This is a genomic window from Streptosporangium nanhuense (assembly GCF_059358815.1).
In genome coordinates, this window is sequence record NZ_JCADBG010000015.1 from 216,977 (window position 1) to 233,019 (window position 16,043).

Below are 16,043 nucleotides of genomic sequence, written 5' to 3' on the forward strand. Positions count from 1 at the left end.
CCGATCCCAATAGGATGTGTGACGATTTATCACTACGCGGGCTGCAGTGACCTCGCTTCGACGAGGGGCGGCCTATGCGATCTATCGGGGGGAACACCGTGCAGGGCTTGTTTTCGCGTGCTCCGAGGTCGCCGGAACGATGAGCGCCCCCGCCGACGCCGCGAAGACCGCTCCCTACGACTACGAGAGGTTCAGCAGGCTCGCCGGGCCGGTGACAGAGCCGGACCCCGGGGTGCCCTACCGCGTGAGCTACCGCTCCCTGCTGGCCACCGAGCCGCACCGGGTGCGGGCGGTGCTGCTGATGGTCGCGGCGCTTCTCGTGGAGTTCACCCTGATGGCCTGGCTGCTGCTGCCCGAGCACTGGACCGTCCGGCCCGACCCCTACGGCACGATCCCGTGGTACCTGCCGGTGGCCGACCGGATCATGCTCGTCGCGATCGCCCTCATCGAGGTCTTCCGGCTGGTCAGCGTGGTCTCCAACGTGCACGCCATGCTGGCGGCCAGGGACCCGGTCCCGGTCGCGCCCGAGCCCGGCACCCGGGTGGCCTTCATCACCACCTGCGTACCCGGCAAGGAGCCGCTGGAGATGGTCAGGGAGACCCTGGCCGCCGCGCTGAAGATCCGCCACGACGGCGTGCTCGACGTCTGGCTGCTGGACGAGGGCGACGACCCCGACATCCACGAGCTCTGCGACTGGCTGGGCGCCCGCCACTTCACCCGCAAGGGCGTGCCCGAGTGGAACCGGCCGAAAGGCAGCTTCCGCGCCAAGACCAAGCACGGCAACTACAACAGCTGGCTGGACGCGCACGGCGACGACTACGACTTCTTCGTCTCGGTCGACACCGACCACGTACCGCTCCCGGAGTTCTGCGAGCGCATGCTCGGCTACTTCCGCGACCCGCGGGTGGCCTTCGTCGTCGGCCCCCAGGTGTACGGCAACTACGACGCCGGGGTCACCAAGGCCGCCGAGAGCCAGCAGTTCCTGTTCCACTCGCTGATCCAGCGCGCGGGCAACCTGTACGGCGCGCCGATGTTCGTCGGCACCAACAACGCCGTGCGCATCCGCGCGCTCAAGCAGATCGGCGGCCTGTACGACTCGATCACCGAGGACATGGCCACCGGCATCGAGTTCCACCGCTCCCGCGACCCCGAGACCGGGCAGCGCTGGATGTCGGTCTACACCCCCGACGTGCTGGCCGTGGGGGAGGGGCCGTCGTCGTGGACCGACTTCTTCACCCAGCAGCTGCGCTGGAGCCGGGGCACCTACGAGACGCTGCTCACCCAGTTCTGGAGGGCCGCGCCGAAGCTCTCGCCCGGCCGGTTCTTCAACTACACCCTGATGGTGACCTTCTACCCGATGTCCGCGCTCAACTGGCTGCTGGCCGGGCTCAGCGCCACCCTGTTCATGGCCGTCGGCGGCTCCGGCGTGACCGTGCCGATGGACGTGTGGCTCATGCTGTACGGCGACGCGGCGCTGCTGCAGGTCATGCTCTACACCTGGAACCGGCGGCACAACGTCAGCCCGCACGAGCCCGAGGGCTCCTCGGGGGTGGCCGGGATGGTCATGTCGGCGCTGTCGGCGCCCATCTACGTCACCTCGCTGATCGGCGCCGCGCTGCGCAGGCCCAGCAAGTTCGTGGTCACCCCCAAGGGCGACTCGGCCAGCCCCGACCAGGTCGCCACGTTCCGCATCCACCTGTGGTGGGCGGCGATCTTCGGCGGGGGCCTGCTGCTCACCGTCCTGTGGACCGGGCACGTCCACCTGGTCATGACCCTGTGGGGGATCCTCGCCCTGGTCATCTGCCTGGGACCGCTCACCACCTGGGCCTGGAACCTGCGGGCGCTCAAGGCGGCCCCGCGAGCGGCCGGTGGTGAGTCGTGAGCCGCCTGCGCAAGCACCTGGTCGGGCTGGCGGTGGTGACCGCGATCCTCGCGATCAACCTGCCCGCCGTCGCGGGCTTCGCCACCGAGACGTGGCACGACTACCGCATCAACGGCGACGACTACAAGGCCACCCACGGTCACTGGACCTTCCTCGACGTCCCCGAGAGGTTCAAGGTCAACGCCATCCACGCCGCGCTGCTGCACACCGGCAAGGTGCTCATCGTCGCGGGCTCCGGCAACAACGCCGCCAACTTCGGCAAGGGCACCTTCAAGACCGTGCTGTGGGACCCGGCGCGGCCGGGCGGGCCGGACGAGTTCAAGCTGATCGACACCCCCGTCGACTTCTTCTGCGCCGGGCACGTGATGCTGCCCGACGGCAAGCTGCTCATCGCGGGCGGCACGGGCCGCTTCGAGGTGCTGAAGGCCAAGGTCAAGCGGGCCGCGGGCGCCCTGACCATCAAGAACGAGGACCCCGACGCCAAGCCCAGGGAGTTTCACCCCGGCACGCTGCTGACCGCCCCCGGCGGGCAGGTCTACCGCACCCTCGCCCATGTCAGCGTGCCCCCCGCGCGCAAGGCCGAGACCGGCGTGCCGGGCAAGGTGCGGATCCGGCCCAGCCAGACCAAGGTGTTCGCCGAGGCCGTCACCGAGGGCGCGGCGGGCCTGCTCACCGCGCCGGCCGGTTCCGTCAAGTACGAGATCCAGGGGCTCAGGGGCCGGGAGAAGCGCGACCTGTACGCCATGGGCGGCAGCATGACGCTCGACAAGCAGGACTTCCAGGGCATCAGGGACGCCTACGAGTTCGACCCCGTCACCGAGCGCTACGAGAAGGTCCAGGACATGGCCGAGGGACGCTGGTACCCGACCATGACCGGCCTGCCCGACGGCAGTGTGATGACCGTCTCCGGTCTCGACGTCGTGGGGCAGATCACCAGGGACAACGAGATCTACAACCCTCGGACCAAGACCTGGCGGCCCGGTCCCAAGCGCTTCTTCCCCACCTACCCCGCGCTGTTCCTGCTGGAGGACGGCACCCTCTTCTTCTCCGGCATGAGCGCCGGGTACGGCCCCGGCCAGCTCGCGCTGCGTCCTCCCGGCATCTGGGACTACCGCCGCGACACCGACCGGCCGGTGAGGACCCCGGGCGGCGTCGGCGGCGTGGCGCCCGACGAGATGGAGGCGTTCACCCCCGTACCCGGGCTGCCCGAGCCGGAGCTGAACGAGACCGGCGCCTCGGTGCTGCTGCCGCCCGCGCAGGACCAGCGGGTCATGGTGATGGGCGGCGGACCGGTCGGCGAGCGCCAGCCGGGCCTGCCCAACGCCACCGCCAGGACCGCCATCGTCGACCTCACCGAGGCCAGCCCGCGCTACGTCAGGGGCCCCGACCTGTCCGACCCGGTGCGCTACCCGAACGCCGTGCTGCTGCCCGACGACACCGTGTTCTCCTTCAACGGCTCCGGCGACTACCGGGGACGCGGCGCCAGCGACGTCCTGCGCGCGGAGGTCTACCGCCCGGAGAGCAACAGCTTCCACGAGGCCGCGGCGCCCGCCGTCGGCCGCAACTACCACGCCGAGGGCCTCCTGCTGCCCGACGGCCGGGTGCTCGGCATGGGCTCCGACCCGCTCTTCGGCGACAAGGCGGGCTCGCTTCCCGGCACCTTCGACCAGCGCATCGAGATCTACACGCCGACCTACCTGCACAACGGCGAGAAGGCGCCGGTGTTCACCGGCGGGCGCGAGAGCGTGTTCCTGGGCCGCAGGGCCGGTTTCCAGACCCCCGACGCCGCGCGCGTCCACCAGGTGCGGCTGATGCGCCCGAGCGCCGTCACCCACGTCACCGACGTGGAGCAGCGCTCGATCAGGCTGGACTTCACCCGGGTGAAGACCGGGATCATCGCGGAGATACCCTCCAATCCGGCCCTGGTGCCCCCGGGGTGGTACATGCTGTTCGGGCTCACCGAGAGAGGAACGCCGTCCCCGGCCCGCTGGGTCCACATCCGAGGAGAGGCCGACACGCTCCCCTCGGCCTCTCGCGGCGTACGCCGCCCTTCCAGTCCCACCCCCAGCCCTCCCACTTCTGCTCCCCAGGGCCAGGCCCGGGGTCCCCACGCCGGAGGTATTCGATGAACAGGTACGGCCTCGCAGCCGCGCTGGCTCTCGCTCTCGCGACGGCGGCCTGCGCCGGCGACCCCGCGCCGCCGTCCGGCTCCGGGAGCGCCGCCTCCGGGAAGACCGCGGCCGGGGACGCGAGCGGTTTCTACGTCGACCCCGACGGCGCCGCCGCCCAGGAGGTCCGCAGGCTCGAAGGGGAGGGCAGGACCGAGGAGGCCGGGCTGATCCGCAGGATCGCCGACCGGCCCAACGCGATCTGGATCGGCGACCAGGACCCGAAGGACAGGGTCGCCGCCATCACCACCAAGGCCAAGCAGGCGGGCCGGACCCCGGTCCTGGTGGCGTACCACATCCCCAACCGCGACTGCGGGCAGTTCTCCGCGGGCGGCGCGGCCGACGCGCGGGAGTACCGCTCCTGGATCGGCCGGTTCGCCGAGGGCATCGGCGACCGGCCCGCCCTGGTCGTCGTCGAGCCCGACGCGCTGGCCCACATCCTGGACAACTGCACCCAGGGCGGCCAGGCGGGCGAGCGCCTCGACCTGCTGCGCGACGCGGTGGAGACGCTGAAGAGGCAGCCCGCCGCCAAGGTCTACGTCGACGCGGGGAACGCGGGCTGGATCAAGGACCCGGGCGAGTGGGCCGAGCCCATGCGCAGGGCCGGGGTGCCCCAGGCCGACGGCTTCGCCTTCAACGTCAGCAACTTCTTCACCGTCGAGGAGAGCGTCGCCGTCGCGAAACGGCTCTCGGACGCGGTCGACGGGGCCCACTACGTCCTCGACACCTCCCGCAACGGCAACGGCCCCGTCCGCGACGCCCAGGGCGACGACGCGTGGTGCAACCCCAAGGGCCGCGCGCTCGGCACGGAGCCGACCACCGAGACCGGCGACGAGCGGATCGACGCCTTCCTGTGGATCAAACGGCCCGGCGAGTCGGACGGCGAGTGCCACCGGGGAGAGCCCCGCGCCGGCGACTGGTTCCCCGAATACGCGCTGGAACTCGCGCGTAACGCGAGATAGCCGCTTATTCGTTATATCTTCGATCTTGCAGGTCAAGATTGCTTCGCGGAGATTGACCGGAGTTGTCAGTTTTTCAGCGACCCTCTGGGAGCTTTCCTCGATGAACAGATGGAAGACGGTCATCGTCGCGCTGGCGGTCACCCTGCCGGGCGGCGTGCTGCCCGCCGGCGCCTTGCCCGCCGCGGCCGCCGCGCGATCCGCGGCCCCCCCGATCGAGAACGGCGAGACCCAGCCGGTCCACTCCCGCGCCGACGCGCTCACCGAGACCGTGTTCGTCGAGGTCGCCGGGGTCGACAGCGACGCCGACGGCCGCCCCGACCGGGTCGCCGTCGACATCATGCGCCCCAAGGAGACCGCCTCGGGGCTGAAGGTCCCGGTCATCATGGAGGCCAGCCCCTACTACGCGGGCGGCAACGACGTGGCCAACCACGTCGTCGACCTCGACGGCTCCGACCCGGCGGGCATGGAGTACCGGCGCAACAAGTTCAACGACCTGCGCGACGAGATGTTCGGCGTCGACGGCCTCGACGTGAACCGCTCGGCCGCGCCCCCCTTCCGGGGCTACTACGACAATTACTTCGTGCCGCGCGGCTACGCGATCGCGCTGGTGGAGAACCTCGGCTCGGGACGGGCGACCGGCTGTCCCACGACCGGCCTGGACAACGAGACCGCGGGCCCCAAGGCCGCGATCGACTGGCTCAACGGCCGCGCCCGCGGGTTCGACGCGGCCGGTAACGAGATCAAGGCCGGCTGGTCCACCGGCAACGTCGGCATGATCGGCGTCTCCTACAACGGCACGCTGCCCAACGCCGTCGCCGCGACCGGGGTCGAGGGGCTCAAGGCGATCGTGCCGATCGCCGCCATCTCCTCCTGGTACGACTACTACCGCGCCAACGGCGGCGTGCTGGCGCCCGGCGGCTACCAGGGCGAGGACGCCGACGTGCTCGCCCGCTACGTCCTGACCCGCGAGAACGCCGAGCAGACCTGCGGCGCGCTCATGGATCAGATAGAGCAGGACCAGGACCGGGTCACCGGCGACTACTCCAAGTTCTGGGACCAGCGCAACTACCTCAACGACGTGCGCAAGGTCCGCGCCGCCGTCTTCCTGGTGCACGGCCTCAACGACTGGAACGTCAAGACCAAGCAGGCCGTCCAGTGGTGGGACGCCCTCGCCGAGCGCGACGTGCCCCGCAAGATCTGGCTGCACCAGGGCGCGCACTTCAACCCGTTCTCCTTCGCCGGGCGCAACGCCGAGTGGCTGCGCCAGCTCCACCGCTGGTTCGACTTCCACCTGTACGGCCTGCGCAACGGCATCATGGACGAGCCGCAGGCCGACGTGGAGTCGGGCCCGGGACAGTGGGCGCAGCACGCCTCCTGGCCGCTGCCCGGCACCCAGGACACGCGGCTGCGCCTGAACGCCGGCAAGGACGGCCGCAACGGCACCCTGGGCGTCGACCGCCCCAAGGGCCCCCACACCGTCGAGTCCTTCGTCGACCAGAGCGCCCGCACCGCCGAGCAGCTCGCCGAGAACGCCGAGGCCACCGACCCCAACCGCCTGGCCTACCTGTCGGCCCCGCTGGCCCGCGACGCGCGCCTGTCGGGCACCCCGGAGGTCTCGGTGAACGCCGCGTTCGAGAAGGGGCGCTCGCCGTACCTGACGGCGCTGCTCGTCGACTACGGCACCGACGCCCGCGCGTACGGCGAGGTCGTCTACAACAACACCCAGGTCTGCTACGGCCAGGGCGTGCCCGGCGACACCGGCTGCGCCCGGCTGGCCGAGCACGTCACGGAGACCGCCCCCTACAAGATCATCACAAGGGGCTGGCTCGACGTCCGCAACCGCCACTCCGCCTCCAAGACCGAGCTCCTGCGCGAGGGCCGCTTCTACGACTTCGACTTCGACCTCCAGCCGAGCGACTACGTCGTCAAGGCCGGCCACCGGATCGGCGTCGTGCTCATCTCCACCGACCGCGACTTCACCCTGCGCCTGCCCGCGGGCACCGGCGTCTCGGTCGACCCGGAGTCGAGCTCGCTCATCCTCCCGCTCGTCGGCGGGCGCTCCGCCCTGCGCTGACGCCCAAGGCTCCCGGCCCGTCCGGGAACGCGGTTTTCCGAAAAAGCGCGCCCCCGGCCCTCCTCGGGGCCGGGGGCGCGTGCCGTGGCGCCAGGCGTCTCGCGGGACTAGTAGTGCTCGTACACGCAGTGGGCCGCCACGGTCTCGCTCGAACCGTCCGCCCGCACGCCGGTGATTCGCTCGGCCAGCCTCAGGGCGCCCGGGAGGTCCCCCTCGGCGTCCTCGCCCACCAGTCCGAGCTCGGTCCGCTCGGCGAGGTACGGGCCGGAGGCGTCATCGTCGTCGCCGGGGAACAGCCAGTCGAAGCTGAGGACCTCCTTCCCGTCGGCGTAGTGGACGAAGCTCGCGACCATGTTGACGTTGCGGAAGACGCTCGCCGTCACCGTCCCCGAGGAGAGCCGGGACAGGACCTCCGGCAGCGTCCCCGCGAAGCCGAGCGACTCGCCGAGGATGGTCCCGCCCTGGGCGGGACGGGCGGAGACGAGGCCCTCCTCGTAGTCCCCCTCCTCGTCGTCGCCGTCGAACACCTCGACGCGGAAACGGGCGAGGGCCTCGTGCGGGGTGAGGCCGCGGACGAAGGTCACGCAGAACGCGTCGTCGTCGATCCAGTCGTAGTCGCTCACGGGGGTCCGATTCTCTTCGGCGGGCAGATGGGGAAGATCTTGGCACCGGGGACCGACAGAACACCGTCCGGGAGACGGGGGCCCGCACGGGCCGGCCGCCGAGGGCGGGCCGGGGCGAACGGGGCGGACTCGTCATGATCTCGGGGATCTCGCGCGACCACGGAGAACCACGGCCCTCCGGCCCCCGGGCGGCAGGGGAGGCATGAGGGAGAACCCTGGCTTGTCCCTGACATGGGGGCTCCGGCCTGCCGCCGCGCCCGGCGGGGGCCTAGCGTGGGGTGCATGGGACGAATTCTTCTGATCGTGGCGGCCGTGGTGATCGGCTTCCTGCTGCTGGGCTCGGTTCTGGGCCTCCTCTTCACGGTCCTCAAGTGGGCTCTGATCATCGGACTGGTGGGCGTGGTGGTCATGTTCGTGAGCAGGCTCTTCCGCTCCTCGAACACGCGCGACTGACCCACCCGGCCGGAGACGGTTCCGGCGCCCGGCGAGACCGCCGCCGTCGCGGGCCGTCTCCGGTCGCCCTCCGCCGCCCCCGGTCGCCGTCGCGGGCCGTCTCCGGTGGTCTTCCGCCGCCCCTGACGGCCCGCGGTCAGTCCCGGGAGACGTGCTTCAGCTCGAGATCGTCGAGCAGGGTCCGGGTCGCGGCGGCCACGGCCTCGACGGCCCGTTCGAAGGCCTCGGCGTTGCGCGTCGACGGGGAGCGGAAGCCCGACACCTTGCGGACGTACTGGAGCGCGGCGGCTCGTACGTCGTCGTCGGTCACATCGCTGGCGTAGGGCTCACGAAGGGTCTTGATACTCCGGCACATGACAGGACGGTACTCCGTCCCGGGGCCTGCCGGCCCGCCCGATCCGATCGGTCACGCCGGAACCGCCCGGCGTCGCGTTCCGCGCCCTGCCGGAACCACCGGGCCCGCCCCCCGGATCACGCCGGAGATGAGCCGTCGCGCTCGCACTGGACCGCGTCGGCGGCCAGGACGGCGCCGAGCAGCCCGGGGAAGAGCGTGTCGAGGTCGCGCCGGCGCAGCGCGTTCATCTTGGCCGTGCCCCGGTAGGCCTGGTTGATCACACCGGCCTCGCGCAGCACCCGGAAGTGGTGGGTGGTGGTCGACTTGGTGACCGCCAGCTCGATCGCCGAGCAGGGGGCCTCCTCGTCCTCCGCCAGCCGCCACAGGAAGCGCACGATCCGCAGGCGCATCGGGTCGGACAGCGCGTGCAGCACGCCCTCCAGACGGATCTCCTCGCACACGGGATGCTCCAGGGCCCTGGCGGACGCGGTCGGCACGGTGGCTCCCTCCTGCTGGATCTTCTCGATTGTACGAAAACGATCGTAGTTTGACATCTATCGTAGTACGTGAACTATCGTATTAGGTGTGAAGCAGGGGAGCCGCTCCCGCGATCCCTCCGAAGAAGATCCCTCCCAAGCAAGGAGTACGGCCGTGAGCGCCCTGTTCGAGCCCCTGACGTTGAGGTCCGTCACCATCCCCAACCGGGTCTGGATGGCTCCGATGTGCCAGTACTCCGCGGCGGTCGAGGGCCCCGAGCAGGGAGTGCCGACCGACTGGCACCTGGCCCACCTGGGCGCCCGCGCGGTGGGCGGCGCCGGGCTCATCCTGACCGAGGCCACCGCGGTGGCACCGGAGGGCCGCATCAGCCCGGCCGACCTCGGGCTCTGGAACGACCGCCAGCAGGAGGCGTTCGCCCGCGTCGTCCGCTTCCTGGTGGAGCACGGCGCCGTGCCCGGCGTCCAGCTCGCGCACGCGGGACGCAAGGCCTCCACCCGCCGCCCCTGGCAGGGCGGCGCGCCCACCGGCCCCGGCGAGCACGGCTGGCAGCCGGTCGGGCCGAGCCCGATCCCCTTCAACGACGGCCACCCCGTCCCCACGGAGCTGGGCGCCGGCGACATCGACCGGATCGTGGACGACTTCGCCGCCTCGGCGCGGCGGGCGCTGGCCGCGGGCTTCCAGGTGGCCGAGATCCACGGCGCGCACGGCTACCTGATCGCCGAGTTCCTGTCGCCCTTCAGCAACCGCCGCACCGACGCCTACGGCGGCTCGTACGAGAACCGCACCCGGTTCGCGCTCCGGGTCGTCGACGCGGTCCGCGCGGTCTGGCCGGACGAGCTTCCCCTCTTCTTCCGCGTCTCGGCCACCGACTGGCTGGCGGAGAACCCCGCGGACGACCGCGAGGGCTGGAGCGCCGACGACACCGTCCGCTTCGCCAAGGACCTGCTCGCCCACGGCGTCGACCTGCTCGACGCCTCGACCGGCGGCAACGTCGCCGGGGCGCGCATCCCTGCGGGCCCCGGCTACCAGGTGCCGTACGCGGCCAGGGTGAAGGCCGAGACCGACCTGCCGGTGGGCGCGGTCGGCGAGATCACCCAGCCCCGGCAGGCCGAGGAGATCATCGCCTCGGGCCAGGCCGACGCCGTCCTGCTGGGCCGCGAGCTGCTCCGCACCCCCTACTGGCCGAACCTCGCCGCCCGCGAGCTCGGCGCCGCCGGAGCCCGCTGGCCCGACCAGTACCACCGCGCGGTCTGACCCGGCCCCGGGCGTCACTCGTCCGGAGGAGAAGCGGTCCCGGCCGCCACCCGCGCGTGTCGCTCCCGCCGGGCGGGGAGGTGACCCGTCCGGGACGAGGGGACACGCGCGGGTGGGGCGGGAAGGCGGCGAACCGGTCCGCCAGGGGGGACGCGGGCCGGTCCGCCTGTCAGGGGAGGTTCAGGGGGAGTGCCGATGAGCGGACCGGCCCGCCGGGAGGCGGACCTCCGGGGGTCGAGCGGGCCGGTCCGGGATCATGGGGTGGCGCGGCGCAGGGCCACCGCGTCCTGGAGAACCATGGCCGGAGTCTCGCCGTCGATGAGCAGGCGGCGCATCAGGACCGCCACCTCGCCCATGGTCTCCGGGCCGAAGCCGCGGCGGGTCACCTCCTGGGTGCCGATCCGCAGGCCCCGCACGGGCTCGCCGGGCGCCTGTCCCGGAAGGTGGACACCGCTGAGGTAGACACCGCCCTCGGCCAGCAGCCGGGCGGCCTCCTCCCCGCCGCCGAACGCGGTGGCGTCCACCGCCACGTGGTGCGAGGCGGTCCAGCCCAGGTGGGCGGCGGCCATGGTGAAACCCTCGCCGTCCAGGGCCCTGGCCAGCGCCCCGGCGTTGGCGGCGCAGCGGTCGGCGTACCCGGAACCTCCGGCGGCGTGCTCGGCGGCGGCCAGGACCAGCGGCGCCAGCCGCGAGGCGTCGTAGTTGGCGGTCAGGCCGGGGTAGGCGGCCGCCGCCACCTGGCGGGCGAGGTCCTCGTCGCGGGTCACGACGGCCGCCCCCGGCGGCCCGCCGAAGGACGTGTAGGTCGACATGGTCACCAGGTGCGCGCCCTCGGCCAGCGGCCGCTGGAACCGGCCGCCCGCGATCAGCCCGGCCACGTGCGAGGCGTCGTAGACCAGCAGGGACCCCACCTCGTCGCACGCCGCCCGCACCTCCGCGACGTCGTACGGGAACAGCATCAGGCTCGCGCCGATCACCACCAGCGCGGGCCGGTGCTCGCGCAGGAACGCCGGCAGGGCCGCGTGGTCGACGTCGAGCCGCTCGGTGTCGTAGGGCAGTTCGGCCACCCGCAGGCCCCGGATCCCGGCGGCGCCCTGGGCGTGGTGGCTGGCGTGGCCCCCCGCGGTCTCCGGCAGCACCGCGATCGTGTCGCCGGGCCGGGCGAACGCGCTGTAGCAGGCGAGGTTGGCCAGGGTGGCGCTCTGCAGCCGCACCTCGGCGAACTCGCCGCCCATCAGCGCCGCGACCTGGAGCGGGGCGAGCACCTCCAGCACGTCCAGCTCGTCCAGCCCGGTCTGGTACTTCTCCCCCGGCCAGCCCATCGAGGGACGGCAGCCCAGGGAGATCTCGTGCGCGGCCTTCGCACGCGCGCTCATCGTGTTGGTGCCCGCGTACAGCACCACGCCGTCCTCGTCGAGGCGGCCGCGGTGCTCGGCCAGCACCGCGTCGACCAGCCGGGTGACGGCGTTGAACCCCAGCCCGTTCACCTCGGCCTCCAGCTCGGCCAGGCGCAGCTGTGCCCGGGGAGGTGCCCACGGGGCGACGCGGCTGCGCTCCTGCACGAGGCTCCTCTCATCGGGCGATCTGACGGCTCTCACGAGACGGACTCTCCGGCTCCCGCGAGACGGGCCCCGGCCCGCGCGAGACGGACTTCCCGGCTCTCGCGAGGCGGATTCCCCGAAATGAATAAGTGCGACGCTACGGCCCGCGCCAGATCGAGTCATCGTTCCGTCGCCGGAGATACTTCCTACATCTGTAGGATTGGACCGTGATAGCGGATGATGTCCAGGATCTGCTGGAATCGTTGGCCCTGGCGGTGGGCAGAGGCATGTCCGTGGACGACCTGGAGGGCCGGGTCGTCGCTCACAGCGCCCATCACGGGGAGGTCGACCAGGTCAGGGCGCAGGCCATCCTCTCGCGTTCGGTGCCCGCGGAGGTGAGCGCCTGGCAGGAGTCGCACGGGGTGGCCACGACCCGCGATCCTGTACGCATCCCGAAAAATCCTGATCTGGGGATGTCTGCTCGGCTCTGCGTACCCCTGCTCCACCAGGACCGCCGCGTGGGCTACCTCTGGATCATCGAGGGGCCCGGCCCGCTGAGCCCGCAGGAGCGGGACAGGGTGGTACGCGACGCCGCCGCGATCGCCGCCCTGCTCGACGACGGCGGCAGCTCCCACACCCTGAGCCAGCTGCTCACCGGTGAGATCGGCGTGCGGCGGGCGGCCGGCGTGCTCGGCGAGGGGCCGCTGCGCGTCCTGGCGCTGCGGGGCGACCCGGACGGCCTGCGCGAGGCGGTCGGCGCCGAGCTGGCCAGGGTGCGCCGCCCACCGGCCTTCACGATCCTGGACCGCCACGCCGTGCTGCTGCTGAACCGCGGCGAGGACGCGACGGCGCTGGGGGAGCGGCTGGCCGCCAGGATCCGGGCGGGCGTCGGGATCAGCGCGCTCCACCCGGGGCTGGAGTCGGCCGCACGGGCACACGAGGAGGCGCTCACCGCCGCCAGGGCCGCCGCGGCGGAACGCGCGCTGCGGCCGGTCGCCCACTGGCCGGACCTGGGCGTCTACCGGCTGCTCGCCGAGCCGCTCACCGGCCAGCAGGGCGCGGCGGGCGGCCCGCTCGACACGCTGCGCGAGCACCCGGCCCTCCTCACCACCCTGGAGACCTATCTGGACAGCGGGGGAGACGCGCAGGAGACCGCCAGGCACCTGCACCTGCACCGCACCAGCCTCTATTACCGCCTCGCCAGAATCGAGCAGCTGGCCGGCCGCAACCTCAAGAACGGAACCCACAGGTTAGAACTTCATCTCGCGCTGAAGCTCTGTCGCTGGAATGCGGTGTAACGGCCCGGCAATCAGGGCACAGCTCTGCGGTGCTGCAGTTGATCAACGAGATCATGACCGTCGTCATCGTGCTCGCGTTCATTCCGCTGTCGTTGATCCTTGTGTCCGTGGTCGTCCTCGTGGCGCTGGCCGCGTTGGCTCTGGCGACCTCACGGGAGCAGGATGGGAGGACGACATCCCGGAGGTAAGACGGTGCGGCAACTCAGCGCGGTGGACACGCAGTTCCTGAATTTCGAGACCTCGACGAACGTCGCGAACATCGGGGGCCTCGCGATCCTGTCCGGCGGCCTGTCGCGCGCCGACCTGGTGTCGCTGCTGGCCCACCGGCTCCATCTGGCCGCGCCCTTCCGCATGAGGCTCGCCTTCGTCCCGTTCGGCCTCGACCACCCGTACTGGACCGAGGACTCCAGGATCGACCTCGACTATCACGTGCGCGAGATCGCGCTGCCCAGGCCGGGCAGCGACAGGCAGCTGGGCGAGCAGGTGGCCAGGCTGCACGCCCGCCGCCTCGACCGGCGCCGCCCGCTGTGGGAGATGTACCTGATCCACGGCCTCGGCGGGGACCGTACGGCCCTCTACATGAAGGTCCACCACGCCGCGGTCGACGGCGTCACCGGCGCCGACGTGCTGGCCAGCCTGCTGGACACCTCACCCGAGCCCGCCGAGGTCCTGCTGGCGCCCGAGACCGAGCCCGAGGAGGAGATCGACGCCGGGGAGATGGTCGTCAGGGGGCTGGCCAAGGCCGTGGTCAACCCGGCCAACACGATACGGTTCCTGATCAACGCCGTTCCGCACCTCGACGAGATCCCGCTGGTCTCCCAGGTGCCCGGGGCGGGGCTGGTCTCGCGGCTCACCCGGGACCTGGCGACCTACCTGTCCGGGTCGGGCGCGGCCGAGGTGCCCGCCATGCCCCGCATGACCGTTCCCCGCACCCCCTTCAGCGGCAGGATCAGCGCGCACCGGCGTTTCGCCTACACCACCCTGCCGCTGGAGGACGTCAAGCTGGTCAAGAACGCCTTCGGCGTCACGGTGAACGACGTGGTGATGTCCCTGTGCGCCGGGGCGCTGCGCCAGTGGCTGCTCAAGCACGACGCGCTGCCCGAGCAGCCCCTCGTCGCGGGGGTGCCGTTCTCGCTGCGCGTCCCCGGCGACCAGAGCGCGGGCAACCAGGTCAGTATCATGATCACCACCCTGGCGACGCAGATCGCCGACCCGGTGGAACGACTGCTGGCGGTACGGGACGCCATGCGCCTGATCAAGGACCGCTCGTCGCTCGCCCCGGCGCGCTGGCTCCAGCAGCTCAGCGACATGATGCCCTCCGCGCTGACCGGCCTGGCCTCCCGCGCGGCCTTCAACCTGTTCGCCGGCAGTGCGGGCCCGATCAACGTGGTGATCTCCAACGTGCCCGGCCCGCAGCTCCCCCTCTACGTGAGCGGCGCCAGGCTGCTCGCGTACCACCCCGTCTCCGTGGTGACCGACGCCAGCGGCGGCATCAACATCACGGTCTTCTCCTACGACGGCTCACTTGACGTCGGCGTGATCGCCTGCAGGGAGATGGTTCCCGACGTGTGGACCGTCACCGACTACTTCAGGGACGCCCTCCTGGAACTCAAGTTCCTCGTTGAGGAGCAGTGACAGGCCGGGGGCGTCCTCGACGAAGCGCAGGGTCTTCTCCAGGCAGACGATCGAGCCTCGCTCCTGCCTCTTGACGAACCGGATGTCGTCGGCCAGGGCCTGCATGATCAGCAGCCCCCGGCCGTGTTCGGACGTGGGGGAGGGGGACGTGGTCTCCGAGAAGTCGAAGCCGTTGCCGGCGTCCACCACCTTGATCACGCAACGGTCCCTGGACAGCTCGGTGCTGACCATGTAGTCGTCGCTGGGCGTGGCGTGCTGGATGACGTTGGAACAAGCCTCCGAGAGCATGAGCTGGATGTCCTCGCGAATCTGTGGCACCACACCCAGGGCCTGCAGCGAAGAGTCGAGAAGTTGCCTGATCACGGGAACACTCGCGGCATCACGCGGCAGACGCAACGCGATCGTGGCCTCCACGGTTCCCTCCTTTCGCAGCCGATGTGTAGAAGCCTTGCCCTGGGTGACCCGTCCTAATCGGGGATGGGTGATCGTGTCCCTGGAATACGGCAACACACGGCAAAGTGCCTCATATGCGACAGGCGATCGGATGCGTGGAGGTTTTCCCGCAGTTAGCGGGCACGCGAAACCCGCCGGGCCGGGATCCGAGACCCCGGCCCGGCGGGCGTCGAGGGCCGCTAGCCCGAGAAGGCGTCCATCGCGGCCTGGCAGAAGGCCTTGAGGTCGTCGGGCTTGCGGCTGGTGATCAGCGTGTTCGGGCCCGAGGTGCAGATCACGACCTCGTGGTCCTCCCAGGTGGCCCCGGCGTTGCGCAGGTCGGTCCGCAGGCTCGGCCAGGAGGTGACCTTCCGGCCGCGTACGACGTCCGCCTCGATCAGTGTCCAGGGCGCGTGGCAGATGGCCGCGACCGGCTTGCCCGCGTCGAAGAACCCCTTGGCGAAGCCGACGGCCTCCGGCACGGTCCGCAGGAGGTCGGGGTTGGCGACGCCGCCCGGCAGCACCAGCCCGTCGAAGTCGGCGGCGGAGACCTCCTTGACCGTCGCGTCCACCGGGAAGGTGTCGGCCCTGTCGAGGTGGTTGAACCCCTGGACCCGGCCCTGCTCGGTGGAGATGAGTTCGGGAGTCCCTCCGGCCTGCTTGACGGCCTGCCAGGGCTCGGTGAGCTCGACCTGCTCGATGCCCTCCGGGGCCACGAGGAACGCTATCTTCTTGCCGTTCAGCATGTCGTCCCCTTCGTTGACGTGTGGTGATGTCGTCAGGGAGGCCATGCCCGCGGTGCCGGGATCCATGCGGGAACCGCCCGTGCGGGGTCCGCGCGCCGGGATCCATGCGGGAGCCGCCCGTGCCGGGGTCCGCGCGCCGGGAT

General features: G+C 71.5%; 15 protein-coding genes. 9 read left to right on the forward strand and 6 right to left on the reverse strand.

Going from position 1 to position 16,043, the window contains the following annotated elements:
• Nucleotides 1-139 precede the first annotated feature (139 nt).
• The 4 genes from AC5L38_RS27695 (at nucleotide 140) to AC5L38_RS27710 (ending at nucleotide 7,086) form a co-directional block, all read left to right on the forward strand.
• The gene (locus AC5L38_RS27695) at nucleotides 140-1,882 is read left to right on the forward strand and encodes a glycosyltransferase family 2 protein (protein ID WP_495245742.1); all 1,743 of its coding nucleotides are present in this window, start codon (nucleotides 140-142) and stop codon (nucleotides 1,880-1,882) included.
• A complete protein-coding gene (glxA, locus tag AC5L38_RS27700; RefSeq protein WP_495245743.1) occupies nucleotides 1,879-4,011 on the forward strand; it encodes a radical copper oxidase GlxA in 2,133 nt (710 codons plus the stop codon). The genes AC5L38_RS27695 and glxA overlap by 4 nt, the downstream gene beginning before the upstream one ends.
• On the forward strand, nucleotides 4,008-5,012 hold the full coding sequence (locus tag AC5L38_RS27705; RefSeq protein ID WP_495245744.1) for a glycoside hydrolase family 6 protein: 1,005 nt from the start codon (nucleotides 4,008-4,010) through the stop codon (nucleotides 5,010-5,012). Before glxA ends, AC5L38_RS27705 begins: the two co-directional genes overlap by 4 nt.
• A gap of 100 nt (nucleotides 5,013-5,112) precedes the next feature.
• On the forward strand, nucleotides 5,113-7,086 hold the full coding sequence (locus tag AC5L38_RS27710; RefSeq protein WP_495245745.1) for a Xaa-Pro dipeptidyl-peptidase: 1,974 nt from the start codon (nucleotides 5,113-5,115) through the stop codon (nucleotides 7,084-7,086).
• A gap of 107 nt (nucleotides 7,087-7,193) precedes the next feature.
• Here the strand turns inward: AC5L38_RS27710 and AC5L38_RS27715 are convergent, their stop codons facing one another.
• Nucleotides 7,194-7,709, reverse strand: a complete 516-nt coding sequence (locus tag AC5L38_RS27715) for a DUF6461 domain-containing protein (RefSeq protein ID WP_495245746.1) — start codon at nucleotides 7,707-7,709, stop codon at nucleotides 7,194-7,196.
• A 282-nt stretch (nucleotides 7,710-7,991) separates the two neighbouring features.
• Between AC5L38_RS27715 and AC5L38_RS27720 the strand changes: the two genes are divergently transcribed.
• Nucleotides 7,992-8,162 carry a hypothetical protein gene (locus AC5L38_RS27720; RefSeq protein WP_495245747.1) on the forward strand — a complete coding sequence of 57 codons (171 nt, stop codon included), beginning with the start codon at nucleotides 7,992-7,994 and terminating at the stop codon, nucleotides 8,160-8,162.
• A 136-nt stretch (nucleotides 8,163-8,298) separates the two neighbouring features.
• Here AC5L38_RS27720 and AC5L38_RS27725 read toward each other — a convergent pair whose 3' ends face one another.
• Nucleotides 8,299-8,517 carry a DUF2277 domain-containing protein gene (locus AC5L38_RS27725; protein ID WP_495245748.1) on the reverse strand — a complete coding sequence of 73 codons (219 nt, stop codon included), beginning with the start codon at nucleotides 8,515-8,517 and terminating at the stop codon, nucleotides 8,299-8,301.
• A 116-nt stretch (nucleotides 8,518-8,633) separates the two neighbouring features.
• On the reverse strand, nucleotides 8,634-9,050 hold the full coding sequence (locus AC5L38_RS27730) for an ArsR/SmtB family transcription factor (protein WP_495245749.1): 417 nt from the start codon (nucleotides 9,048-9,050) through the stop codon (nucleotides 8,634-8,636).
• 97 nt (nucleotides 9,051-9,147) lie between these two features.
• On the opposite strand from AC5L38_RS27730, the gene AC5L38_RS27735 reads away from it, so the two are divergent.
• Nucleotides 9,148-10,248 carry an NADH:flavin oxidoreductase/NADH oxidase gene (locus AC5L38_RS27735; protein ID WP_495245750.1) on the forward strand — a complete coding sequence of 367 codons (1,101 nt, stop codon included), beginning with the start codon at nucleotides 9,148-9,150 and terminating at the stop codon, nucleotides 10,246-10,248.
• Between the two features lie 254 nt (nucleotides 10,249-10,502).
• Here AC5L38_RS27735 and glyA read toward each other — a convergent pair whose 3' ends face one another.
• Nucleotides 10,503-11,810, reverse strand: coding sequence for a serine hydroxymethyltransferase (glyA, locus tag AC5L38_RS27740; protein ID WP_495245751.1), 1,308 nt, complete (start codon nucleotides 11,808-11,810; stop codon nucleotides 10,503-10,505).
• Nucleotides 11,811-12,016: 206 nt separating this feature from the next.
• Between glyA and AC5L38_RS27745 the strand changes: the two genes are divergently transcribed.
• Genes AC5L38_RS27745 through AC5L38_RS27755 form a run of 3 tightly spaced genes read left to right on the forward strand, consistent with a single transcriptional unit; the run spans nucleotide 12,017 to nucleotide 14,722 of the window.
• Nucleotides 12,017-13,087, forward strand: a complete 1,071-nt coding sequence (locus tag AC5L38_RS27745) for a PucR family transcriptional regulator (protein WP_495245752.1) — start codon at nucleotides 12,017-12,019, stop codon at nucleotides 13,085-13,087.
• Between the two features lie 29 nt (nucleotides 13,088-13,116).
• The gene (locus AC5L38_RS27750) at nucleotides 13,117-13,275 is read left to right on the forward strand and encodes a hypothetical protein (RefSeq protein WP_495245753.1); all 159 of its coding nucleotides are present in this window, start codon (nucleotides 13,117-13,119) and stop codon (nucleotides 13,273-13,275) included.
• Between the two features lie 4 nt (nucleotides 13,276-13,279).
• Entirely contained in the window at nucleotides 13,280-14,722 is a 1,443-nt protein-coding gene (locus AC5L38_RS27755) for a WS/DGAT/MGAT family O-acyltransferase (RefSeq protein WP_495245754.1), read from the forward strand.
• Here AC5L38_RS27755 and AC5L38_RS27760 read toward each other — a convergent pair.
• Both AC5L38_RS27760 and AC5L38_RS27765 read right to left on the reverse strand, forming a co-directional pair.
• The gene (locus AC5L38_RS27760) at nucleotides 14,609-15,136 is read right to left on the reverse strand and encodes an ATP-binding protein (protein ID WP_495245755.1); all 528 of its coding nucleotides are present in this window, start codon (nucleotides 15,134-15,136) and stop codon (nucleotides 14,609-14,611) included. The two genes, AC5L38_RS27755 and AC5L38_RS27760, sit on opposite strands and share 114 nt — an antisense overlap.
• 218 nt (nucleotides 15,137-15,354) lie before the next feature.
• The gene (locus AC5L38_RS27765) at nucleotides 15,355-15,900 is read right to left on the reverse strand and encodes a type 1 glutamine amidotransferase domain-containing protein (protein ID WP_495245777.1); all 546 of its coding nucleotides are present in this window, start codon (nucleotides 15,898-15,900) and stop codon (nucleotides 15,355-15,357) included.
• Nucleotides 15,901-16,043: the final 143 nt, after the last annotated feature.